At 60.7% G+C, this 22,587-nt stretch carries 19 protein-coding genes; 9 read left to right on the forward strand and 10 right to left on the reverse strand.

Going from position 1 to position 22,587, the window contains the following annotated elements; translation table 11 throughout:
- Positions 1-33 precede the first annotated feature (33 nt).
- Entirely contained in the window at positions 34-1,299 is a 1,266-nt protein-coding gene (locus ACYQ47_RS14830) for a Zn-dependent hydrolase (RefSeq protein ID WP_459905813.1), read from the forward strand.
- On the forward strand, positions 1,296-2,783 hold the full coding sequence (locus ACYQ47_RS14835) for a M81 family metallopeptidase (protein ID WP_459905814.1): 1,488 nt from the start codon (positions 1,296-1,298) through the stop codon (positions 2,781-2,783). The genes ACYQ47_RS14830 and ACYQ47_RS14835 overlap by 4 nt, the downstream gene beginning before the upstream one ends.
- Before the next feature lie 3 nt (positions 2,784-2,786).
- On the opposite strand, the gene ACYQ47_RS14840 is transcribed toward ACYQ47_RS14835, so the two are convergent.
- The 3 genes from ACYQ47_RS14840 to ACYQ47_RS14850 form a co-directional block, all read right to left on the reverse strand.
- Entirely contained in the window at positions 2,787-3,578 is a 792-nt protein-coding gene (locus ACYQ47_RS14840) for a hypothetical protein (protein WP_250510526.1), read from the reverse strand.
- A 115-nt stretch (positions 3,579-3,693) separates the two neighbouring features.
- Positions 3,694-5,013, reverse strand: a complete 1,320-nt coding sequence (locus ACYQ47_RS14845) for an MFS transporter (RefSeq protein ID WP_459905815.1) — start codon at positions 5,011-5,013, stop codon at positions 3,694-3,696.
- A gap of 152 nt (positions 5,014-5,165) precedes the next feature.
- Positions 5,166-6,251 (reverse strand): tartrate dehydrogenase, encoded by a 1,086-nt coding sequence (locus ACYQ47_RS14850; protein WP_244831272.1) that lies wholly within the window; start codon positions 6,249-6,251, stop codon positions 5,166-5,168.
- 108 nt (positions 6,252-6,359) lie between these two features.
- On the opposite strand from ACYQ47_RS14850, the gene ACYQ47_RS14855 reads away from it, so the two are divergent.
- The 5 genes from ACYQ47_RS14855 (at position 6,360) to ACYQ47_RS14875 (ending at position 11,713) form a co-directional block, all read left to right on the forward strand.
- A complete protein-coding gene (locus ACYQ47_RS14855) occupies positions 6,360-7,280 on the forward strand; it encodes a LysR family transcriptional regulator (protein WP_309847654.1) in 921 nt (306 codons plus the stop codon).
- Positions 7,281-7,476: 196 nt separating this feature from the next.
- Entirely contained in the window at positions 7,477-8,685 is a 1,209-nt protein-coding gene (locus tag ACYQ47_RS14860; protein WP_309847657.1) for an efflux RND transporter periplasmic adaptor subunit, read from the forward strand.
- Position 8,686: 1 nt separating this feature from the next.
- On the forward strand, positions 8,687-9,379 hold the full coding sequence (locus ACYQ47_RS14865) for an ABC transporter ATP-binding protein (RefSeq protein ID WP_244831275.1): 693 nt from the start codon (positions 8,687-8,689) through the stop codon (positions 9,377-9,379).
- 3 nt (positions 9,380-9,382) lie between these two features.
- Positions 9,383-10,537 (forward strand): ABC transporter permease, encoded by a 1,155-nt coding sequence (locus ACYQ47_RS14870; protein ID WP_244831276.1) that lies wholly within the window; start codon positions 9,383-9,385, stop codon positions 10,535-10,537.
- Between the two features lie 9 nt (positions 10,538-10,546).
- Entirely contained in the window at positions 10,547-11,713 is a 1,167-nt protein-coding gene (locus tag ACYQ47_RS14875; protein ID WP_250493990.1) for an ABC transporter permease, read from the forward strand.
- A 12-nt stretch (positions 11,714-11,725) separates the two neighbouring features.
- On the opposite strand, the gene ACYQ47_RS14880 is transcribed toward ACYQ47_RS14875, so the two are convergent.
- The 5 genes from ACYQ47_RS14880 to ACYQ47_RS14900 form a co-directional block, all read right to left on the reverse strand.
- Entirely contained in the window at positions 11,726-14,224 is a 2,499-nt protein-coding gene (locus tag ACYQ47_RS14880) for a glycosyl hydrolase 2 galactose-binding domain-containing protein (protein WP_459905816.1), read from the reverse strand.
- A gap of 75 nt (positions 14,225-14,299) precedes the next feature.
- Entirely contained in the window at positions 14,300-15,313 is a 1,014-nt protein-coding gene (locus tag ACYQ47_RS14885) for a DUF1839 family protein (RefSeq protein WP_250467948.1), read from the reverse strand.
- Positions 15,310-16,377 carry an amino acid--[acyl-carrier-protein] ligase gene (locus ACYQ47_RS14890; protein WP_370652278.1) on the reverse strand — a complete coding sequence of 356 codons (1,068 nt, stop codon included), beginning with the start codon at positions 16,375-16,377 and terminating at the stop codon, positions 15,310-15,312. Before ACYQ47_RS14890 ends, ACYQ47_RS14885 begins: the two co-directional genes overlap by 4 nt.
- A 5-nt stretch (positions 16,378-16,382) precedes the next feature.
- Positions 16,383-17,648, reverse strand: coding sequence for an acyl-CoA dehydrogenase family protein (locus ACYQ47_RS14895; RefSeq protein WP_250493992.1), 1,266 nt, complete (start codon positions 17,646-17,648; stop codon positions 16,383-16,385).
- Positions 17,645-17,896 carry an acyl carrier protein gene (locus tag ACYQ47_RS14900; protein WP_244831941.1) on the reverse strand — a complete coding sequence of 84 codons (252 nt, stop codon included), beginning with the start codon at positions 17,894-17,896 and terminating at the stop codon, positions 17,645-17,647. Before ACYQ47_RS14900 ends, ACYQ47_RS14895 begins: the two co-directional genes overlap by 4 nt.
- A gap of 405 nt (positions 17,897-18,301) precedes the next feature.
- On the opposite strand from ACYQ47_RS14900, the gene ACYQ47_RS14905 reads away from it, so the two are divergent.
- Positions 18,302-19,018: a YdcF family protein gene (locus ACYQ47_RS14905; protein ID WP_244831281.1), complete on the forward strand. Its 717-nt coding sequence runs from the start codon at positions 18,302-18,304 to the stop codon at positions 19,016-19,018.
- 4 nt (positions 19,019-19,022) lie between these two features.
- Here the strand turns inward: ACYQ47_RS14905 and ACYQ47_RS14910 are convergent, their stop codons facing one another.
- Positions 19,023-21,704 carry an excinuclease ABC subunit UvrA gene (locus ACYQ47_RS14910; protein ID WP_459905817.1) on the reverse strand — a complete coding sequence of 894 codons (2,682 nt, stop codon included), beginning with the start codon at positions 21,702-21,704 and terminating at the stop codon, positions 19,023-19,025.
- A gap of 138 nt (positions 21,705-21,842) precedes the next feature.
- Between ACYQ47_RS14910 and ACYQ47_RS14915 the strand changes: the two genes are divergently transcribed.
- Entirely contained in the window at positions 21,843-22,088 is a 246-nt protein-coding gene (locus tag ACYQ47_RS14915) for a hypothetical protein (protein ID WP_250510533.1), read from the forward strand.
- Between the two features lie 49 nt (positions 22,089-22,137).
- Here the strand turns inward: ACYQ47_RS14915 and ACYQ47_RS14920 are convergent, their stop codons facing one another.
- The gene (locus tag ACYQ47_RS14920; protein WP_250527237.1) at positions 22,138-22,542 is read right to left on the reverse strand and encodes a hypothetical protein; all 405 of its coding nucleotides are present in this window, start codon (positions 22,540-22,542) and stop codon (positions 22,138-22,140) included.
- Positions 22,543-22,587: the final 45 nt, after the last annotated feature.

Raw genomic sequence — 22,587 nt, forward strand, 5'->3', positions numbered from 1 at the left:
CAATTTTCATCTGCAACTATCGAAGGAATTCCGATGCAAGTGCTCGATCTGCCAGCGCATGCTGGCTTGCGCGTCGACGGCGCGCGACTTTGGAACAGCCTGATGGAACTCGCGCGCATCGGCGCGACGCATAAAGGTGGCGTGTGTCGCCTGGCGCTAACCGAACTCGACAAGAAAGGGCGCGATCTCTTCGTCGCTTGGGCGAAGGGAGTTGGATGTACGGTGCGCATCGATGCAATCGGCAACATCTTCGCGCGTCGTGCGGGCTTGCGTGACGACCTGCCTCCTGTTATGACCGGCAGTCATATCGACACACAACCGACAGGCGGAAAGTTCGATGGCAACTATGGCGTACTCGCCGGCCTCGAAGTCCTGCGCACCTTGAACGACAACGATGTACGCACTGTCGCGCCGCTCGAAGTCGCGGTCTGGACCAATGAGGAAGGGTCGCGCTTCGTTCCAGTCATGATGGGTTCAGGCGTCTTTGCTGGCGCGTTCACGCTCGATTACGCGCTGATGCAAAAGGATCGCGAGGGCATCTCCGTGCGCGATGCGCTCGCGTCGATCGGTTATGAGGGTGAACACGTCGCGGCGCATCGCGTCGGTGCTTATTTCGAAGCGCATATCGAGCAAGGGCCAGTGCTCGAAGCGAATGACAAAGTGATTGGCGTGGTGCAGGGAGCGCTCGGTCAACGATGGTACGACGTGACCATTGAGGGGATGGAGGCGCATGCAGGACCTACGCCGATGGAACTGCGCCGTGACGCGTTGCTCGTGGCAGCCGATCTTATCCGCGAGGTCAATCGCATTGCGATCTCGCATGCTCCGCATGGACGCGGTACGGTCGGTTGGGTGGACGTGCATCCGAATTCGCGCAATGTGATCCCGGGCCGTGTGAAGCTAACCGTCGACTTCCGCGCTGCCGACGACGCCACGCTCGATGAGATGGATGCCGCCCTGCGTGACATGTGCGCCAAGTCGTCGTTGCCTGTGGCAGTAGACGAAGTGGTCTACTTTGCACCGCAACCGTTCGATGCATCGCTGGTCGATTCGGTGCGTGACAGCGCCAATGCACTAGCTTATACGTCGATGGATGCGGTAAGCGGCGCGGGTCACGATGCGGTGTACCTTGCGCGCGTCGCGCCCGCTGCCATGATCTTCGTGCCGTGCAAGGCTGGCATCAGCCACAATGAAATAGAGGATGCGCAGGCCGATCATCTCGAAGCAGGCTGTAACGTGCTGCTTCAAGTCATGCTGCGTGCCGCAAATGCACCGGCTAAAGACGGAGCGCAAGCATGAAAATTCTGATCGCCCGGATGAATCACGAGACCAATACTTTCTCGCCTGTGGCGACACCGCTCGAAGCATTCGGGCGCGACGGCCCTTGCTATAACGAAGCCGCATATCAGGAAAACGCGGGTATGCGCACCGCGATGTCTGCTTTCATCGACGCCGCCGAACGCGTAAAGGCGGAGATCGTCACGCCTATCTCCGCATCGGCGAATCCTAGCGGTTCGGTCGCCGCAGCAGCTTACGACGCGATATGCGCATCTATCGTCCAAGCCGCGCAAGGATGCGACGCAGTGATGCTCGACCTGCACGGCGCCATGGTTGCGGAAAATTCGCCGGACGGCGAAGGCGATTTGCTCGAACGTGTACGCAAGGCGGTGCCGCACGCGCCCATTGCGGTCTCGCTCGATCTGCACGCGAACGTCACGCAGAAGATCATCGACAATGCAAATGTGATCGTGAGCTTCAAGACCTATCCGCACGTGGATATGTATGAAAGCGGCGAGCACGCGGCCCGCCTGCTTTTCAATCTCATCGATGAAAAGGTGACCCCGGTCATCGCGTGGGCTCAACCGCCGCTCCTCACGCATACGTTGAGAAGCGCGACGGCAAGCGGTGCGATGAAGCGCGCCATCGAAGCGGCACGCGCAGCGGAGGGAGAGGAAGGAGTGCTCGCAGTCTCGGTGCTGTCGGGCTTTTCTCTCGCGGATATCGCGTCGCCTTGCATTAGCGTAGTCGTGGTTGCAAATGGCGACAACGACAAAGCGCAAAAAGTCGCGAACCAGATCGCGCAGCAGATCTGGAATGAACGCGAAGCCTTCGTTTATCGCAGCGCACCGCTTGCAGCATCTATCACGGAAGGCGTGAAGCTGGCGCAAGAAGCAGACAAGCCCGTCTTGCTGCTCGATCACGGCGACAACTGCATGTCGGGCGGCACGTGCGACACCACCGACGCATTCGAAGAAGCCCTTGTACAAGGGCTCGATGGCATCGTCGTCGGCCCGCTATGCGACCCGCAAGCAGTGGCAACGTTATTCGATGCTGGCATCGGCGCGACGGTCACAGTCGGCATAGGCAACAAGCTCCCGAGCGTCGCATCGCGCGGCAAGCCTCCGCTCGAGGTGACAGGCGTGGTGCGTGCCCTGACGAATGGCGAGTACATCATCAGCGGTCCGACTTATACCGGCCAGCGCGCTTATATGGGCCGCGCCGCCGTCATCGAGACACCGGCCGCGCGGATTCTTGTCACCGAACGCACGCATGAGCCTTGGGATCTCGGTGTATTCGAGAGCGTCGGTATCGATCCGCGCGGTGCGCGCTTTCTTATCCTCAAGTCGCGCATGTATTGCCGGCCGGTGTTCGTGCCGATTGCCGGTGGTCTGGTGGAGTGCGACAGCCGGGGCGTCACGAGCTCGGACTATGAGCTCTTCTCGTTCAGCAATCTCAAGCGGCCGGTTTTTCCATTGGATTCGAACGCGACGTTCGACGCTTGAGCGTTATTTCACGAGATTGAGCCGCTTGGTGACGATGGTTCCCGTCTTGCGATCGATGAGCCAGACGGCATCGACGCGACCATGCAGCGTGGATGTCCTACGCGTGATGTCGGTCGGCTCTTCATCCGTGGGGTCGTTATGTTCGACGCGGTCGATGAGATATGGCGGCTCTAGCGTGCAGATCAGCAGAATCGCAAAGTCGCCGTCGCCGTGCGTCTTATCGAAGTCGGCCAGGATTGCACCGCCGCGCACGTTCGTTCTTGCGCGGCCTTCAACGCCAAGCTGTATCACGTCGAAAGTCTGGACGAAGCCCTTGGCCTTGGCCTCGGGCGCCACGACCAGTTTGCGACCGCTCTGGCCCTTCACCGTCTCCTTGAGCAGGATGGCGTCCGGTTGCGTGGGCGCGGCAAGGGAGACGTTCACACTAAGCAGCTTCTTTTTCGTCTGATATCGGACGCCGTAAGACGCTGGAATAACGAATGCAAAAGTGGGATCGGCTTGCGCATTTGCCTGTGCTTGCGCCGCTGTCTGCGTCGCGGATGCGGATTGCGTGGACTTGCGCAAGCGTTGCAGCGGACGGTCCAGAAAGCCGCGCAGGCGGCTAGTAATGGAAGGCGGCTGGCTGGGCGACGGCTTGCCGCTAAGCGCGTCTCTGACGTGTTGAGGATCGTCGCCGGTGAAGTCGGCAGGGAGTGCGTCCGCCGACAAAATGCCCGCGCCGCTCGCAACGCCTGCATCGGCCGAAGCACTCCACGCGCAAGGTGCATGCAAAATAATGAATACACTTAGCAGCATGCCAGCCGCGCCGATAGCCGTCTTACTCTTTCTCTTCGATAAAAGCACTTCGCTTCCTCTGGCGCACGCGCTGAGTCTGATGAAGCGGCTATCTTAAAATAAAAGCCGCGCAGCTTCACATTCGCGCGGCCGCCGCATGCTCCCGCTCGCTCTTCGCCTTGCGGCTCAACATCAGCGTGATGACCGCCGACATGGCGAGCGTCGCGCCCACGACGTACAGGCCCGCGGCATAGCTACCGGTTGAATTCTTTAGCCAGCCGATGGCGAACGGTCCCACGAAGCCACCCAGGTTGCCGATGGAGTTGATCATCGCAATGCCTGCCGCCGCGCCTGCACCGGAAAGGAACATGCTCGGCATGGCCCAGAGCGGAGCCTTGGCGGCGCTGATGCCCACGTTGACCACGATGAGCGCGAGTACGATAAAGAGCGCCGTCCTCGCCTGACCTGCAAAGAAGAAGCCGACGCAAGCCAACGCACATGGAATGACCACGTGCCACGTGCGTTCCTGCGTGCGGTCCGAATGCCGGGCCCACAGGATCATCGCGATGACGGCGATCACGCTCGGAATGCCGTTGATGAGCCCCGTCTCCAGCGCGCTGAAACCGTACTGACGGATGATGAGCGGCGCCCACAATCCGAGCGTATAAAGACCCGCCGACGTGCCGAAATAAATGAGCGCTAGCGCCAGCACACGCGGATCGCGTAATGCATTCAAAGCGCCTTCCGTATGCCCCGCATTCGCTTGCTTCGCGTCGGCTTCGCTTTTCAGCCTTGCAATGAGCCATTCGCGCTCTTCGCTCGCGAGCCAATGTGCCTGGGCGGGCGTGTCGGTCAGATATTTGAGGACGACGAAGCCGAGCACGATAGCCGGAATCGCTTCGATGATGTAGAGCAACTGCCAGTCTGCGAGCCCGAAGATCGGCGGCATCTGCATGATCGCGCCAGACAACGGCGAGCCGATGGCGGTCGAGATCGGCGCGGCTGCCATGAACCATGCGGCGGCCACGGCGCGCTGCTTGGCCGGAAACCAGAGGCTGAGATAAAGAATCACGCCGGGGAAGAATCCGGCCTCCGCGACGCCGAGCAGGAAGCGCAGGACGTAGAAGCTCGTCGGACCTGCCACGAATGCGGATGCAACGGAGACGATGCCCCACGTGACCATCACGCGTGCAATCCAGATGCGCGCGCCGACTTTATGCAAAATTAGATTCGACGGAACTTCGAACAGAAAGTAGCCGATGAAAAACAATCCGCCGCCCAGTCCGAAGGCGGTGGGCGAGAGGCCGATGGCCTTGTTCATCGTCATGGCGGCAAAACCGACGTTGACGCGGTCGAGAAAGCTGATGAAGTAAAGCAGCATCACGAACGGAATGATGCGCAATGCCAGCTTGCGATTGACGCGGGCTTCCACGCCGGACTCGGATGGGGTATGCATGTGTCTCCTCCTTGGGAGGCGAGCGGTGCTCTAAGGAACGGTGCGGAAAGACTCAGGAGTTAGGCGCGAGCGTCCTGTTGCCGCGATGTGCGTTGCATCGCGGTCAAGCGCCCCGGCACGCTGCCGGGGTCCATTGCATACAAAATGCGGAATCAGGCCGCTGCGGCTTCCACGCGTTCGACAAACGCGCACACGGCAGCCGTCACTTGCGCTGTCGTCGCCTTGCCGCCGAGATCGCCGGTATGCAGCGATTCATCGGCTGTCACGGCTTCGACGGCATCCATCACACGCTTGGCGGCTTCCGTTTCGCCCAGATGTTCGAGCAACATGACGAGCGACCAGAAAGTGCCGATCGGGTTGGCAAGCCCCTTGCCCATGATGTCGAAAGCGGAACCGTGGATCGGCTCGAACATCGACGGATAACGGCGTTCTGGGTCGATGTTGCCCGTCGGCGCAATGCCGAGGCTGCCCGCGAGCGCGGCGGCCAGGTCGCTCAGGATGTCGGCATGCAGATTGGTCGCGACGATCGTATCGAGCGTGGCGGGACGGTTGACCATGCGCGCGGTGGCGGCATCGACCAGTTCCTTGTCCCACTTCACGTCCGGGAATTCTTTTGAAATCTGCAGCGCGATTTCGTCCCACATCACCATGGCATGGCGCTGCGCATTGCTCTTGGTGATGACCGTAAGCAGTTTGCGCGGACGCGACTGCGCGAGTTTGAATGCAAAACGCATAATGCGTTCGACACCGGCACGCGTGAGGATGGAGACGTCGGTTGCCGCCTCGATCGGATGACCCTGATGCACGCGGCCACCCACACCCGCATATTCGCCCTCGGAATTCTCGCGCACGATCACCCAATTGAGGTCCTCGGGCTTGCAACGCTTGAGCGGCCCGTCAATGCCGGGAAGAATGCGCGTCGGGCGCACGTTGGCGTATTGATCGAAGCCCTGGCAGATCTTCAGGCGCAGGCCCCACAGCGTGATGTGATCGGGCACGCCGGGGTCGCCTGCCGAACCGAAGAGAATTGCGTCCTTGTCGCGGATGGCATCGAGGCCATCGGCGGGCATCATCGAACCGTGCTGACGGTAATAGTCCGCGCCCCAGTCGAAGCTCTCGAATTCGAATGCAAAATTACGCGACGTCTTGGCAAGCGCTTCGAGCACTTGCTGGCCAGCGGGGATGACTTCCTTGCCGATGCCGTCGCCGGGGATGGTTGCGATGCGATAAGTTTTCATGTCTCCGTTCCTCGATGTGGGTGTGTGAGCTCACTCTACCCAACTTAAGGATAAGAAACCGGTGCTAAACTCAAAGCATCTTTAACTTTGATTCAAAAGTGAGGGCGCATGGCCGAGACCGTTCAGCCGGCCGATCTGAGCTTTTTCTCGACGCTCGCGACATCGGGCAGCCTGAGCGCAGCGGCGCGGGAACTGGGCCTCACGGCAGCGGCAGTAAGCAAGCGCCTGACACAAATGGAGGCGCGGGCAGGCGTGCCACTCGTCAATCGCACGACGCGCCGCATGATGCTCACGCCAGAGGGCGAGCTTTATCTGGAGCGTGCGCGGCGCATTCTCGACGAAATCGACGAACTTGCGGAGCTGCTTGGCAGCGCGAAGAAGAGTCCAAAGGGTCTGCTTCGCGTGAATGCGACGCTCGGCTTCGGGCGCAGTCATGTGGCGCCCGCCATTTCTCGATTCGTTGCGCGGCACCGCCAAGTGTCGGTGCAATTGCAGTTGTCGGTCGCGCCGCCGCCGCTCACGGACGACACATTCGACGTTTGCATTCGCTTTGGCGAGCCACCGGATACGCGTGTAGTCGCGCGGCGTCTCGCGTCGAATCGTCGGCTGCTATGCGCGGCGCCGGGCTATATCGCCACGCACGGTTTGCCTGCGACGCCGCACGATCTCACGCGGCATAACTGCATCGGCATCCGGCAGGGCGACGAAGCGTACGGCGTTTGGCGGCTGACGAGCGTGCGGGGTGCTGCGCAGAAGACGGAGGCGGTGCGCATCAAGGGCAATCTCACGACCAACGATGGCGAAATCGCCGTCAAATGGGCGCTCGAAGGACACGGCATTCTGATGCGAGCTGAATGGGACATTGCAGACTATCTGGCGGATGGCCGGCTCGTCGCCGTATTGCCCGATTACGAGACGCCCAATGCGGACATCTACGCCGTGTACTCCGGACGGCATCAGATGTCCGCGCGCATAAGGGCTTTCGTCGATTTCATTGCGCTCGATCTCAAGCATGCGCGCGGCACTTGAATTTCCGACTATCGTTAAATGCATGGCATTTTGTAGTCGGCATACCGCATGCAAAATTCCGTCGACCCAGTAAAGGCAATGAAAGCGGGCGGCCTGTGGGCGCTATACTGGTTGCCTGTCCATTGCATGACGACCCACGACCGGATAGCCGTCCTCAAGCGGCTCCAAGGTCACCCGCGGCGCGACTCCAGATAAATTGGCTGAACACGATTTAGACAAACTCAAGATCGACCGCAGTTCCGCTGCCGTCGTCCCGCGACGCAGGCGTCCGTGGCTTCGCTATGTGCTCGTCGCAGCGATCATTCTCGTACTCGTGGGCATCGGCTTGCGTTTTGCCGGGCCGCAAACGGTAGAGACCGCTACGGTCACGTCGGTTTATCCATCGCAAAGCTATACGCTTCTCAACGCGACCGGCTACGTCGTGCCGCAACGCAAGGCGGCGGTCGCATCGAAGGGACAGGGCCGCGTGGAATGGCTTGGTGTACTCGAAGGTACGCCTGTAAAGGAAGGCCAGGTGATTGCGCGGCTCGAACGCGATGATGTGTCCGCTTCGCTTGCACAAGCCGAGGCGCAAGTTAAAGTTGCTCAAGCCAACCTCGAGTTGCAACGCGCCGAGTTGAGGGACGCAGAGATCAGTCTCAAGCGCTCCGATATCCTCGCTCCCCAAGGCGCGATTCCCGCGTCTCAGCACGACAGCGACCGCGCCCGCTTCGACAAAGCCAAGGCAGCCGTGAATAGCGACGCAGCCACGATCGTGTCGGCACAAGCCAATGCGCTCGCGGCGCGCGTAGCCGTCGACCAGACCATCATTCGTGCGCCTTTCGATGGCGTCGTGCTCGAAAAGCATGCGAACGTGGGCGATAACATCACGCCGTTCTCGTCGGCATCGGACAGCAAGGGTGCGGTCGTGACGATTGCGGACATGAAGACGCTCGAAGTCGAGGCGGATGTCGCGGAGTCGAACATTGGCAAGATCATGGTCGATCAACCATGCGAAATGCAGCTCGACGCGCTGCCCGATGTTCGCTTCTCGGGACGTGTATCGCGCATCGTGCCAACGGTCGATCGTTCGAAGGCCACGGTCCTCGTGAAAGTGCGCTTCGTCGAACACGATCCACGCGTGCTGCCCGACATGAGCGCGAAGGTCGCGTTCCTTTCGAAGCCCGTACCGCCCGAACAGAAGAAGGCGCTGGTGGCCGTTCAGCCCGCAGCAGTGGTCACGCGCGATGGCAAGCAGGTCGTGTTCATCGTCGAGAACGACAAGGCGCTTCAGAGGCCCGTGACAACGGGCGAACATATCGGCGACCTGCTCGCGGTGCAAGGCGTCAAGCCAGGCGATACGCTGGTACTCGCGCCAAACGACAAGATCAAAGACGGCACCAGCGTTACGCTGGCGAAGAAGTAACGTGAGCACTGCACCTCTGGTCCAGATCAGTCACGTCGTGAAGTCATACCGGCGCGGCGTGCAGACGGTGCCCGTGCTGACCGACATCTCGTTGTCCATCGCCGAAGGGGACTTCGTCGCGTTGATGGGACCGTCCGGCTCGGGCAAGAGCACGTTGCTCAATCTGATCGCGGGCATCGACCGGCCGGACAGCGGCGAGCTTCTTGTCGGCGGGCTCGATATCACGCGTTTGCCGGAGTCCGCGCTTGCCGACTGGCGCGCGGCTCACGTTGGCTTCATCTTCCAGTTCTATAACCTGATGCCGGTGCTCACCGCATTCGAGAACGTCGAATTGCCGCTGATGCTCACGCGCCTCTCGCGCGCCGAACGGCGTGAACGTGTCGCGATGGTGCTGGACATGGTCAACATGAGCGAGCGCACGACTCACTATCCGTCGGAGCTATCCGGCGGCCAGCAGCAGCGCGTGGCGATTGCACGCGCCTTGATTACCGACCCGAAGCTGATCGTCGCCGATGAACCCACGGGCGATCTCGACCGCACCTCTGCGGCCGAAGTCCTAACGATGCTGCAACGCCTGAATGAACGCGTTGGCAAGACCATCATCATGGTCACGCACGACGCGCATGCCGCCAATGCCGCGAAGGCGCTGGTGCATCTTGAGAAGGGCGAGTTGATCGACGGCGCGGTGCGCTGAATCATGTTCGTCTTCAAGCTCATTCTGCGCAATGCCACGCGTCACAAGCTCCGCACGGCGCTGACCGTGCTGGGCCTCACGATTGCGGTGCTTGCATACGGCCTGCTGCATACGGTCGTGGATGCGTGGTACGCGGGCGCGGCTGCGGCATCCAACGCGCGCCTGGTCACTCGCAATGCGATCTCGCTGGTGTTTCCGCTGCCTCTTGCATACGAGAATCGCATTCGCGGCGTGGATGGTGTGACGCTGGTTGCACGCTCGAACTGGTTCGGCGGCATCTATCGCGACCCCAAGAATTTTTTCGCGCAATTCGCGGTATCGGACAACTATCTGGATCTCTATCCCGAGTACATCGTCACGCCGCAAGCGCGCTCCGATTACCAGCGCGATCGCAAGGGCGTGCTCATCGGGCGACAGCTTGCGACGCAATACGGCTTCAAAGTGGGCGACGTCATTCCTCTCAAGGGGACGATCTATCCAGGAACGTGGGACTTCGTGGTGCGCGGCATCATGGAAGGGCGCGACGAATCGACCATCACGCGGCAACTCATCTTTCACTGGGAGTATCTCAACGAGACGATTCGCAAGACCACCAAGCGTCAAGTGGATCAGGTCGGCGTGTATGTCGTGGGCATCGGAAATCCGGATCAGGCGGCCACCGTATCGCGCAATGTCGATAACGTCTTCAAGAACTCGCTTGCGGAGACGCTTACCGAAACCGAGCAAGCGTTTCAGCTGGGCTTCGTCGCGATGTCTAATCAGATCATTGCGGCCATACGTGTCGTCTCTTACGTGGTGATTCTCATCATCATGGCCGTGATGGCCAATGCAATGGCCATGAGCGCACGCGAACGCACCGTCGAATACGCCACGCTCAAGGCGCTTGGATTCGGACCCACGTTTCTTAGCGTGCTCGTCTTCGGCGAGTCGCTGGCGATATGCACGATGGGCGGTGCAATCGGTATACTCGCGACACCGCCGGTCGCCGATTTCTTCAAGAATGCGACAGGCGGCGTGTTTCCGGTCTTTCGCGTCTCGCACGAAACGATGATGCTGCAAGCTGCCTGCGCGTTCGTCATCGCGCTGGCGGCGGCGATCGTACCGGCGGTGCAGGCGAGCCGCGTGAGGATCGTCGAAGGCTTGCGAGCGATCGGATAAGGCGAGCATATGGCCATTCCCGTTTCATACATCGCGCGCAACCTATGGGCTCGCCGTCTCACGACGATGTTGACCGCAGGCGGTCTCGCGCTCGTCGTCTTCGTGTTCTCGACCGTGCTCATGCTCGATGCGGGACTCAAGAAAACGCTCGTGTCCACGGGCGAACGCGATAACGTCGTGGTCATTCGCAAAGGCGCGGAAACGGAGATTCAAAGCTCGATCGACCGCAGTCAGGCGAACGTGATGGAGATGCATCCGTCTGTCGCGATGAATGGCGAGGGTGAGCCCTTCGCATCCAAAGAGACCGTGGTGCTCATCTCGCTCTATAAGCTCGGTTCGAATACGCCAGCGAATGTGGTGATACGCGGCGTATCGCCGACTGGCGTCGAACTGCGGCCGCAAGTGAAGCTTACGGCGGGGCGCATGTTCAGTCACGGGTCATCGGAGATCATCGTCGGCAGCAGTATCGCCAAGGGCTTTGCGGGCACGCGCATTGGCGATCATCTGCGCTTCGCTCAGCGCGATTGGACCGTGGTGGGCCACTTCGATGCAGGCGGCAGCGGCTTCGATTCGGAGATTTGGGGCGATGTCGATCAACTCATGCAGTCGTTTCGCCGCACGAGTTATTCGTCGATGGTCGTGAGGCTTGCCCGCAGCGATGCCTTCGACCGCTTTCGCGCGGATATCGACGTCGATCCTCGTCTTGCCGATGAAGCCAAGCGCGAGCAAGTGTTCTACGGCGATCAGTCGAAGGCGCTATCCACGTTCATCAATATTCTCGGCATCACGCTTTCGATTATCTTTTCGATAGCAGCGATGATCGGCGCGATGATCACCATGTATGCCTCGGTCGCGAACCGGGTCGCGGAGATTGGAACGCTTCGCGCGTTAGGTTTCAAGCGCTTCGATGTGTTGATTGCGTTTCTGCTCGAAGCGCTGCTTTTGGGACTCGCCGGTGGACTCGTCGGCCTCGGCTGCGCGGCACTCATGCAGTTCGCTTCGTTTTCGACGACCAATTTCCAGACGTTCGCGGACCTGTCGTTCCGGTTCGTGCTCACGCCATCGGTCGTTATTCAAACGGTTTTATTCTCGATGATCATGGGGTTCGTCGGTGGCTTTCTGCCTGCCGTACGTGCTGCGAGGCTGAGTATCGTAGATGCGTTGCGAGCCCGATAATCGCGAGACTGCTCAACCGCGATACACCGCACCTTTCGATCCATTGACCGCGAACACATCGCCTTCGGGCGCCGCGCGAACATGTGCGCTTCGCGCAACGAGCGGCACGCGACGCGGAACGCCGGGCGCAAGATGGAACCAGTCGATGCTCGCGTAATAGTCCGGATCGACCACGTGCACCCATCGTGCAAGCTGTGTCGTTGCAATGTCGAGGAACCAGCCTTTGTCATCCTGACCGATGGTCGCGTTCAATCCGACATCACGTCGCTCGCCGATGGAAGGATCGGGAAAATGGAAAGCTTCTGACAATACCGCGCCGGTACCCTGATCGCGCAGAAGCACATGCGTGACATCGTGCGCGCGAGGACCGAAGCGATATGCATAGGCGATGTCGAAGAACGCGCCCAGCAGCGAAGCCGATTTGATACGCTGCACGCTGCGCGGAAATAGCACGACATCGCTCGCACCGCCTGCGACCTTCACCGCGCCATCGCGCAAGCACGACAGTTCGACGCGTGCGCGTATCTCGCGAGCCGTCTCGTTGACGAGATGCACATCGAGGCCGTCGAGGCCTTCATCGGTAATCAGCGCCTGAATAGGCTGAAGCACGCGCGCAAGCCCATGCAGCGCGCTTTTGGGCTTGTGACGCGCATCGATCACACCCCAGCCCGCGCCCGGACGCAGATCCAGCAGATTCCATACGATGCCGCCCGCGCAGGTCGAACCTTCGCGACGCCATTCGGAAAACACAGCGCCGATCACATCGGCGACGACGGCGCGAGACAGTTCGAGATAGCGCTCGGGGTCTTCATAACGCAGACGCGCCACGTCGACGCGATACAGTTCGCGCAGATAGTGCTCGCGCACATCGTCGAAGTCCCATGCGGAACCGGGATCGCGCGGCACGCTTGTCTTCCAGCGTGGCTCATGCGCGCGCGCCGCATTCGGTACAGAACGCAGCGTGACATCGTCGGGGACATTCGCGAACGCAAGGCATTCGGAAGCGAAACGTACTTGCGCACGACGCGCGTCGTCGAAGGGGCGCTGATATGCGCCGACGCCGTAGTAATGCGTGATGCCGCCGCGCGTGCCGAAGGGCATCGAGACGCTGTCGCCGGGCGCGGCGCTCGGTGAGTTCACGACATACGCCACATCGGCGCGATGCTTGGCGATGACTTCCGGAAGCAGTTGCGTGAAAAGGCCTTGTTGATAGGCATCGAATGGCAGACCCAGCATGGCCGCTTGCTGATGCACTTCGCTGCCGCCGCATAGCACTGCAAGCGATGCAAAACGCCGCGTGCGCGCAAGAAACTGTTCTGCTTCGAGTTGCACGCTTCGGTTGAATGCCTCGTCCGAGGGATAGTCGAAGTTGGCAAACGCAAAGTCTTGCCAGATCAGAATGCCGAATTCGTCCGCGAGTTCGTAAAAGGTATCGGATTCATAAAGCGTGATGCCGCTCACGCGAATGATGTTGAGCCCCGCATCGCGGCACAGGGTGAAGATGGCCGCGAGCTTGTCGCGCGATGCGTCGAGCGCGACGATATCGGCGGAAGTCCAGCATGCGCCGCGCGCGAACACCGGCACGCCGTTGACGATCAACTGAAAGCCCGTCTTGTCCGCACCGCGATCCACTTCGATATGTCGAAAACCGATCTGCCCAAGCGCGATACGACCAAGCGTTTCGCTCGTCAAGGTCACGGCATAAAGCGATGGCGCGCCATGCGTATGCGGCCACCAGAGCCGCGCTTGCGGCACGCGCACTTGTCCCGTGAGCGTATGCGCGTCACGCCATTGCAGCGGCGCCGTGGCCTCGCCATCGCCACATTCGACGTGCATTTCCTCCGGCTCTTGCGGATGATAGAAATGTACAGTGACGTCGAGCAGACCATCGGCACGATCGATTGAAGGCGCAAGCTCGATACGCTCGATGCCATTGCGCGCTTCGCCGATCAGTTCCACTGCGCGCCACGGACCGACTGGCTGAATCGGCGGGCACCATCCGGGCATGTGTCCAAGCAAGGTCGTGCGTACGTTGCGCAGCGTCGCTGGCTGCGCGAGCTTCGGACGCCAGCGCGCACGGCCGCGTTTTGCGGCAAGTGCAGGCTGAATGGAACGAAAGCACAGATAAAGCGTCGCGTCGCCTTGCAGATTCAGATCGACATCGTGCGCGACGAACATAGAATCGGAGTCGAGCAGCTTGTCGTTATCGAGCCACACTTCGGCAATTGTCGCGAGGCCATTGAAGCGCACGCGCCGCTTGCCTTCACCCTGCAAGCGCACGCGATACCAGTGATCCGACATCGCGTAGGGCTGCGCGAGCGCATCTTCGCCAACGCCGTTTGCACGTTGCGCCGATGCAATCGTGCCGGGCACGGGCGCATCGATCCAATGCGCGCTTTCATCGAGCGATGCAGGCGTCGCACAAGCGCCCGCAGCCGTGCTCGTGCACGTCCACCCTTCGGAGAGGCGTTGCGGCAGGCAAGCGTTGGACATATCGGACATGGAATGCATGTTCCTTCCTTCTATGGGCGAAGATGAACATGATGAACGAAGCACGGGCCACGCGAGCAGCGTGGCCCCGGTGCTTCAAAGAAAACGCGCGGCGAGCGGTTCGATGACCTTCTCGTAAGATGCTTCGAGCGAATCGAGGCAGTCGGTACACGGGTCGAGCCGTGAACGCATGCGCGCCCGCGCAAGGCGGAACTGCATGACCATCGCTTCGTTCGCCATGGATTGCGCGCTCGTCTGGATTGCGTCAGGCACTTCGACGCCGTGCGCATTGAGCCACACCAGATACTTCGACAGCAACTCGAAGTTCGAACCGAGCTGGCGCATCACGTTGAACGTGTAGAGATGGTAGTAAGACACATCCCGTTCGAGCAATGCACGTAGATGCTCGGGAAACTCCGCGCGCCACTGCGAGACGGGGTTCGATGTCGGACGATCGAGCAAGCGCAGCTTGAGCAGATCGACCGAACGTTGCACCAGCGCCTGACCTTCGAGCGGCGCACGCGCGCGCTTGACGAACTCCACGTACGGAAAGAGCGCATGCACGTCGCTTGCAAGGTCTGGCATCAGGCGAAACACGCCGTCATAGTCCTCGCCCGATAACGCGAAATAGCCCGCGTTATGGAAGTACGTGATGCGCTTTGCCGCTGCATCGATGGAGTCGACTGCAATGGTCGTCTTCGAATGCGACTGCTTGTACGCGGTTGCACGCGTGTCGGGCAGATAGAACGCATCCACTTCGGCGACCACTACGTGACCGCGTTTGGTCTGCTCGCGCACGTGAGCTTCGAGCGTGTCGAAAATCGCAAGCTCCTGGGCCTGCAAGCCGTAGAGCCGCGAGATGTCGTCGAGCGAGAACTTGGGGAACGTGAACTGATCGCCTTCGAACGCCTGCGTCACGGTGAAGCTCAATGCGGCGTGCGGATCGCAGCCGTAGTGGTGCAAGAGCTCGATCCACAGATCGACGTAACAGTTGGTCTCCAGCCAGACGCGCTCGCCGCGATGCAACGCATGGCGGCTCGCTTCGTCTTGAGCGGCAGACTGTTCGTTGGACGCGCCAGTCACGGCGTGCTCGGGCGAGCGTGCGTTCATGCGTCTTTGCCCAGTGTGCCGAGGCCATCGGCGACGAGCGGCGCCGCATTGCCCCACAGCAGTTCACGCACTGCGGCAGGCCACGCGTTCACGTCGAGACCGTGATGACGGAAGAGCGCAAGCGTCGTACGTTCCATGCCGAAGCCCACGCATGCGGTATGCGCCACTTCGCCATTGCCCTGACGGATGTTCCACAACTCGCCGAAGTGGTCCATGTGATAGTTGAACGACAAACATGCGGTCGGACGGTCGGGCGTTGCAACCGGCACGAGCAGTTCGAACTTGAGTTCTTGCGCACGCTGGCTGTCGGCCACGATCTTGCCGCCGCGTCCGAAGAACGGGTCGTTAGCCAGATCGATTTCGAACGGCAGTTGCAGCAGATTCACGAGCAGCGAGCCACGCTCGATCCACTTCTGACGGAACGCCATTACTTGCTCGGGGCTGCCCACGCGAATGTACTCGCGCATGCGGAACATCTGCATGCGGCCCGGATCGATGGACGGTTCGTGACGGAAGCAATACGAGAACGCATCGAAGATCGCGCCGTCTTCGGCGAGGTTGCCGCGCTTGGCAACGAGCGGATAGATCGGATAACAGGCCGCGGGCGTGAGCACGAGACGCGTCGGCTTTTGCTGATCCATCCAGTCATCGGAACGCTCTTCTTCTTCGCCGATATGCACGATCTTGTCGAGCGCTTCGAGCAGACGATGATGTCCGCGATCATTGCCCTGGAACGAGTGAATCGTGCCGGCAAGGTTCGGGAAGCTCTTCAGGTACTCACTGTCTTCGAAGTCGCGGCGGCGCATGGCCGGCGGAAAGCGCAACGATTCCGCGTGCTGGTCGGCGCCGAGCAACGTGATCGCGTTGTTGAGACGGTCCACCACATCCTCGAACACCGCGCTGCGGCCATAGAGGCCGTCTTCGCCCGTATCGATGAGAATGCCGGCGGCCATCAGCCGGTCGCGCAAGGTCAAATCCGATTTATCGTAGGGCACTTGACTGGTCTCGTTATGTGCTTGTTCTTCGGCCTGCATGAGCGCGGCCTGTTCGTTCGGCATGTTCATAATCGTTATAGGGTCCCGGTTGCGGAACGCTGCGCGAGCAGCAGATTCGCGGTGTTCAGTTCGATGCGGTCATTGCTGATCATGAGCGGCGCCGAGTGCAGATCGCGCAAGTGCCGCCCCACGCTGAAGGGCGTATCGTTCTTGTAACCCGCCATGCCGCAGATCATCAGCGTCTCTTGCACGACGTGCACGGCCGATTGCGAAATGGCGAGCTTCAGCATGTTCAGATCGGAGGCAATGCCGATGGACGCGGTCAACGGTGCGTCGCTGTCGTCGGTCTGCAATGCCTGCCTTGCGAGCCGTTCCGCTTGCGCAGCCTCGACCGAGGCGAGCGATTCGCGCAGACGCGCCTGCATCATGCGCACGAGGGTGACGGCTTGCGAAAGACGCGCGGCCGAAGGCGGCAATGCGCCCGGCTTGCCACGCGCCTGATTACGGAAGAACTGATGCGCGCGATTCACGGCATCCGACGCAATACCGATCCACACCGCGGACCACAAGGTATGCGAAACCGGCAGCATGCTTTCATCGGCGATCTTCGAGAAAGGCGAGGGCAGAATCTGTTCGGCCTTGCCGCTTGCAGTGAGACGATGCCCCTGACTGCACGTGCCACGCATGCCGAGCGTGTCCCACGTACCACGCGATTCGAGCGTGCACGTCGAACGAGGCGCGACGATCAGCACCTGATCGGACGGCGGCGCGTCGGGATGACGGCGTGCGGTTACGAGAATGCAATCGGCATACGTGCCATACGAAATCGTCGGCGCGAGCTTTTCGATGTTGAAGGCGTCATCGGCAAGATCGACCGCACATGCGCTCGTGCGCATGTTGCCGCCGATATTTTCTTCCGATGTCGCCGATGCCAACAGCAGTTGCTCGTTCACCATGCGCGTGAGAAACGCGCGCTGCCAGGGCACATTCGCGCCGTGATCGACGATGCAGACGACCTGACTCTGATGCATGGCGTAGATCATCGCGGCGGATGCGCAGCCTTGCGCGAGCGTTTCGCACAAGCGGGCCACGCCCGTGAGCGAGAGCCCGTCGCCGCCGAAGCTTGCCGGCACCATTGCAGAGAAGAGACGCTCCGTACGCATTGCGGCCACGGCTTCAGCGGGGAAGCGTGCATCCTTGTCGACCGCTGCCGCATGCTTGCCGGCGATGGCCGAGACGCGACGCGCGGCTTCGAGCAGCTCGCTTTCGCTGCGCGGCGCGATCACGCCGTCGCCTTCAACGTGTCCTGCTGCTTCGAGTTCTTGCGTGGCGGCGTTCATGCGTCCGCCTGCGAACCTTGCAGCTCCTTGACGGCGGCCGCGAGCGAATCGACGCTCGAGAACAGACGTCGCGTAAGCATTTGATCCGGAATTTCGATGCCGAACTCGTCTTCGATCGCGAGCATGACGTGCACGGTTGCAAGCGAGGAGAGGCCGGCTGCGTACAGGTCGTCGCTGTCGGAGAGAGTGTCGATCGACACGTCGAGGCGTGCGGACTCGGCAAGGATGCGGCGCAATTCAGTTTTCATTTTCTCTGGTTTCCCTTGAACCATGGCCAACGGTGCAAACGGACTGAAGCGGGTATCAAACGAATATTCGATTTTTTGGACCGTGCTCAGTCCCGTTGCTAACGGGCGGTGGTGCACTCGGTGAATCGCTGGTCAAACGACTCAAGAGCACTCGCAACACCGTCGAATCTTGTTTGATCGTATTTAACGAATTACGGGGGGTGATCGTCCGTGCGATGGCGCACGGTGAGGCCCGGAAGACAACGCGTTGCGTGTGCGATATCGACCACGCTTGATGTCACGCAAATCGTTCAGACTGATACTTGTCGCGGCGTTACGACGGTATTCGTACTGCATAGCCTCGCCTTGCAAGTTTCATGCGCATGATGCAAGGTATTTGAAACCTTAAAACGACGGGAAACGTAATTGGATCTACTCTGCCTGCTGCTTGTCTTCGTCGCCTTGTTCATCGTGTGGCGCAAACGCCGCCTCGTGATCTTCCTCGTGGCCGGAACCGTGTTCTGGCTCTTCGGTAGCTGGCTTGCAGGGCCGATGATAAGCCTCGCGCAGATCGGCTATGGGTCGAAGCAGGCGCCCCGGCTCGCGGACCGTACGGCGATCATCGTGCTGGGCGGTGGGACCGAATACGATCGCAACAAACATCTCGTTCCACTGGCCGATTCCATCTATCGCGTCGACCTTGCTGCCGCCCTGTACAAAACCTGTGTCGAAACGGACAAGCAGTGTCAGGTCATCATGAGCGGCGGAAATCCGCAGCATCACGAACAAACCGAAGCGCAACTATACGGCGGTCTGCTCGTGGATCGTGGCGTGAAGCCTGCGGATCTCATCCTCGAAGATCAGAGTCTCGACACTTACGAGAACGCGCGCAATACGTACAAAATCCTACGCTCGCGTCAATACGACACGACCATCCTCATCACGTCCTCACTGCATATGCGCCGCGCGTTGCTCGCATTCGATGCTTTCGACCTACACCCGCAGCCTGCGGTTGCATTCGTGCGCAATCCAAAGTCATGGCTCGTGCCGCACCCGGAAGGATGGATCGATTCCGACAGCGGATTGCACGAGATGCTCGGCACGTTGAAGTTTCACGTGTGGCGCTGGCTAGGCTTGTATTGATTGCTCAGGTCAATGCGTCTTGTAGATAAGGCGCCGTGCGGCTTGCGGCCAGCGTCGCCACACTCGCAGGCACGCCGGCCGCGACTATCTTGCCGCCATCTTCTCCCGCGCCCGGACCGATATCGATGACCCAGTCGCTCTGGGCCGCGACGCGCATGTCGTGTTCGACGACCACGACCGTATTGCCTGCGTCGACGAGTCCTTGAAGTTGCGCCATTAGACGATCGACATCGGCGGGATGTAGTCCGGTTGTGGGCTCGTCGAGGATATAGAGCGTGTCGCCGCGATGCGCGCGCTGCAGTTCGGTTGCCAGCTTGATGCGCTGCGCTTCGCCGCCCGAGAGTTCGGTGGCAGGCTGACCGAGCCGCAGATAACCGAGGCCGATATCGCGCAGCACGGCAAGCGCGCGCATCACATTGGGCTCATCCGCGAAGAAGAGACAGGCGTCATCGACGCTCATCGCCAGCACCTCGGCGATGTTTTTGCCATTCCACGTGACTTCGAGTGTCTCGGCGTTATAACGCGAACCGTGACACGTCGAACATGACGTGTACACGCTCGGCAAAAATAACAGTTCGACGCTCACGAAGCCTTCGCCTTCGCAAGTCGGGCAACGCCCCTGCGCGACGTTGAAGGAAAATCGGCCGGCACTGTAATGGCGTTTGCGCGCGAGCGGCGTATCGGCGTAGTGCTTGCGCACGTGATCGAAAAGTCCCGTGTAAGTCGCAAGATTCGAACGTGGGGTGCGGCCAATCGGCTTCTGATCGACGCGCACTAGGCGCCGTATGGTGTCCATGCCTTCGACGATGGAGCCTTCCGCAGGCGCTTCGACGACCGTGAAGAGCGGATCGGCTTCGTCTTCGTCGGGCTCATCGAGCGCTCTTCCCAGATGCTGCGCCACGAGTTCGGGCAATGCCTGACTGACGAGACTCGACTTGCCCGAGCCCGATATACCCGTCACCGCCGTGAAGCAACCGAGCGGAAACGCAGCGTCGATCTCATGCAGATTGTTTCGCGTGATGCCCGCGAGCTTCAGCCAGCCGCGCGGCGTGCGTGGCGCGCGGTCGGTGTTCGAATGGGACGCGAACAGATGCAGACGCGTTTGTGACGCCTCCACCGATGCGAGACCCGCGGGCGGGCCGCTATAAAGCACATGTCCACCGGCTTCGCCCGCAGCGGGACCGACATCGACGAGCCAGTCTGCGCGACGCATCGTCTCCATGTCATGCTCGATCACGAAAAGCGAGTTGCCGGCAGCCTTGAGCCGTTGCAGCGCGGCAAAGAGCGCTTCGTTGTCAGCGGGATGCAAACCGGCGGAGGGTTCATCGAGCACATACACCACGCCAAAGAGTTGCGAGGCTAGTTGCGTGGCTAGCCGCAAGCGCTGCAATTCGCCTGACGACAAGGTGGGCGTCGCGCGATCCAAAGCAAGATAGCCGAGGCCGAGATCGATCAACGTGGCAAGACGTTCTTCGAGATCGGCTGCTATGCGCTCGGCGGCGGCGCGCTTCTCATTGGACAAGTTGGGCGTGCGCCGTACATCGGGCGATGCTTTATGCGCCGATCCACCCGCCGCGACACGCTTCGCAATTGCCGCCTGCCGCACGTCCCTGGCAAGCACGTCTTGCTCGCGTGCTTCTTCATGATCGGGCCATTCGCCGCGCGCAATGGGCGCGAGCATCTGCGCAAGCCGCGTAAGCGGCAGACGCGAGAACTCCGCGATATCCAGTCCCGTGAAGGTCACCGATAACGCTTCCTGCTTCAGTCGCTTGCCGTGACACGACGAACAGTCGCTCCCGACCATATAGCGCGACACGCGCTTCTTCATGAGCGCGCTTTGCGTGTGGGCGAAGGTATGAAGCACATAACGGCGCGCGCCCGTAAAGGTGCCTTGATAACTCGGCTCCGCGCGACGCTTGAGTGCGGCACGTGTCTCGGCGGGTGTGAGGCCCGCATAGACCGGCACGGTGGGCGTATCGTCGGTGAAGAGAATCCAGTCGCGGTCTTTCTTCGGCAGATCGCGCCAGGGCGTGTCGACGTCGTAGCCCAGCGTGACGAGTATGTCGCGCAGATTCTGACCGTGCCACGCTGGCGGCCATGCGGCGATGGCGCGTTCGCGGATGGTGAGTGAGTCGTCGGGGACCATCGACTTCTCGGTCACTTCGTAGACGCGGCCGAGACCATGGCAGACGGGGCACGCGCCCTGAACCGTGTTGGGAGAAAAGTCTTCCGCGTAGAGCATGGGCTGCTTCGGCGGATAGCTACCCGTGCGTGAATACAGCATGCGAACGAGACTGGAAAGCGTGGTCACGCTTCCCACCGACGAACGTGCGTTGGGCGTGCCACGCTGCTGCTGCAAGGCGACGGCGGGCGGCAATCCTTCGATGGAATCGACTTCCGGTACGCCGACCTGCTCGATCAGGCGCCGCGCGTAGGGCGCAACGGATTCAAAATACCGCCGCTGCGCTTCTGCATACAAAGTTCCGAATGCAAGTGACGACTTTCCCGATCCGGACACGCCTGTGAACACGACCAGCGCATCGCGCGGGACGTCTACATCGACATTTTTGAGGTTATGCTCCCGCGCGCCGCGAACGCGCACGAAACCTGCTGGAGAGACAGTTGGCGTTTCGGCTTTATTGCGCCGAGGCGGCTTGGCTGGGCTTTTGACTTTGGGCGCATCCATCTTATGGCTTTTGGCTTTTTGCAGGCGAATACGTCTGGCGAGCAGGTCTCATGCCAAGCCGCTCGCCGATTGTATTCGGCATTCAAAAGCCTGCACGGTGAATACACACTCGACTGACTCTACGCAAAAAGGAACGACATGAAGACGAATGGATTGGCAGCACTTATCGCCCTCACTGCGGGTTTGATGCTGGGCGCGTCGGGCGCGGCGATGGCGCAAGGTGGCAACGGTAATGGCGGCGCTGGCGGCGGCAACGCGCACGGCGCAGCGACGGCCGCGCCGACGGCAGGCGGTGACAATACTTCGGCTGCCACTGGTACGAGCAAGGGTTTTCACTTCAAGCACAAGAAGAAAGCGAAGCCCGTGACCGCACCAGCGCAATAATCAAGCAAACGTTTATTGCATACAAACGATTGAATGCAATCGCGGCGGGTCAGGCCGCCGCGACTTCCGCGTCGATATCATCAGTGCCCAGGCGCGAGAAGATATCGCATACGGCGCGCATTTCGGCTTCGTCGCGAATGCTGACGAATACTCGGGTTATACCGTATGCAGCGGATTCATCGTTATCGAAGCCAGGTAGGATGTCGTCGCTGCCGGTCGATGCAATCCCATACCCGCCGTCGGTGGCGGCTAGATCGGCATAGCCTGCAAATTCGGCGGTGATCCACTGGGTCGGTGAACTGGTGCTCAGTTCCATGCTGGCGGTGAAATCGGCGAACCCGGACATGCTCGCGACGCGAACGCGGTCGCTCGTGATGCCCTCTGCCTTGAGGTCTTCCAGTGCTTCGTCCAACTTGCGGGAGCCAAAAAAAGCTCCGGTCACTTCACGCATCATTGTTTGTCTCCTTGCTGCCCACGTGGTGCCGCGCTCCACGAAGGC

The organism is Caballeronia sp. HLA56 (assembly GCF_054655155.1).

What these genes read in the sequence shown, in the direction of transcription:
- ACYQ47_RS14900 (WP_244831941.1), bottom strand. Translation starts at nt 17,896, where the DNA reads ATGAAAACTGAATTGCGCCGCATCCTTGCCGAGTCCGCACGCCTCGAC.
- ACYQ47_RS14895 (WP_250493992.1), bottom strand. Translation starts at nt 17,648, where the DNA reads ATGAACGCCGCCACGCAAGAACTCGAAGCAGCAGGACACGTTGAAGGC.
- ACYQ47_RS14920 (WP_250527237.1), bottom strand. Translation starts at nt 22,542, where the DNA reads ATGATGCGTGAAGTGACCGGAGCTTTTTTTGGCTCCCGCAAGTTGGAC.
- ACYQ47_RS14880 (WP_459905816.1), bottom strand. Translation starts at nt 14,224, where the DNA reads ATGCATTCCATGTCCGATATGTCCAACGCTTGCCTGCCGCAACGCCTC.
- ACYQ47_RS14850 (WP_244831272.1), bottom strand. Translation starts at nt 6,251, where the DNA reads ATGAAAACTTATCGCATCGCAACCATCCCCGGCGACGGCATCGGCAAG.
- ACYQ47_RS14890 (WP_370652278.1), bottom strand. Translation starts at nt 16,377, where the DNA reads ATGAACATGCCGAACGAACAGGCCGCGCTCATGCAGGCCGAAGAACAA.
- ACYQ47_RS14875 (WP_250493990.1), top strand. Translation starts at nt 10,547, where the DNA reads ATGGCCATTCCCGTTTCATACATCGCGCGCAACCTATGGGCTCGCCGT.
- ACYQ47_RS14915 (WP_250510533.1), top strand. Translation starts at nt 21,843, where the DNA reads ATGAAGACGAATGGATTGGCAGCACTTATCGCCCTCACTGCGGGTTTG.
- ACYQ47_RS14885 (WP_250467948.1), bottom strand. Translation starts at nt 15,313, where the DNA reads ATGAACGCACGCTCGCCCGAGCACGCCGTGACTGGCGCGTCCAACGAA.
- ACYQ47_RS14845 (WP_459905815.1), bottom strand. Translation starts at nt 5,013, where the DNA reads ATGCATACCCCATCCGAGTCCGGCGTGGAAGCCCGCGTCAATCGCAAG.
- ACYQ47_RS14840 (WP_250510526.1), bottom strand. Translation starts at nt 3,578, where the DNA reads ATGCTGCTAAGTGTATTCATTATTTTGCATGCACCTTGCGCGTGGAGT.
- ACYQ47_RS14870 (WP_244831276.1), top strand. Translation starts at nt 9,383, where the DNA reads ATGTTCGTCTTCAAGCTCATTCTGCGCAATGCCACGCGTCACAAGCTC.
- ACYQ47_RS14855 (WP_309847654.1), top strand. Translation starts at nt 6,360, where the DNA reads ATGGCCGAGACCGTTCAGCCGGCCGATCTGAGCTTTTTCTCGACGCTC.
- ACYQ47_RS14910 (WP_459905817.1), bottom strand. Translation starts at nt 21,704, where the DNA reads ATGGATGCGCCCAAAGTCAAAAGCCCAGCCAAGCCGCCTCGGCGCAAT.
- ACYQ47_RS14835 (WP_459905814.1), top strand. Translation starts at nt 1,296, where the DNA reads ATGAAAATTCTGATCGCCCGGATGAATCACGAGACCAATACTTTCTCG.
- ACYQ47_RS14830 (WP_459905813.1), top strand. Translation starts at nt 34, where the DNA reads ATGCAAGTGCTCGATCTGCCAGCGCATGCTGGCTTGCGCGTCGACGGC.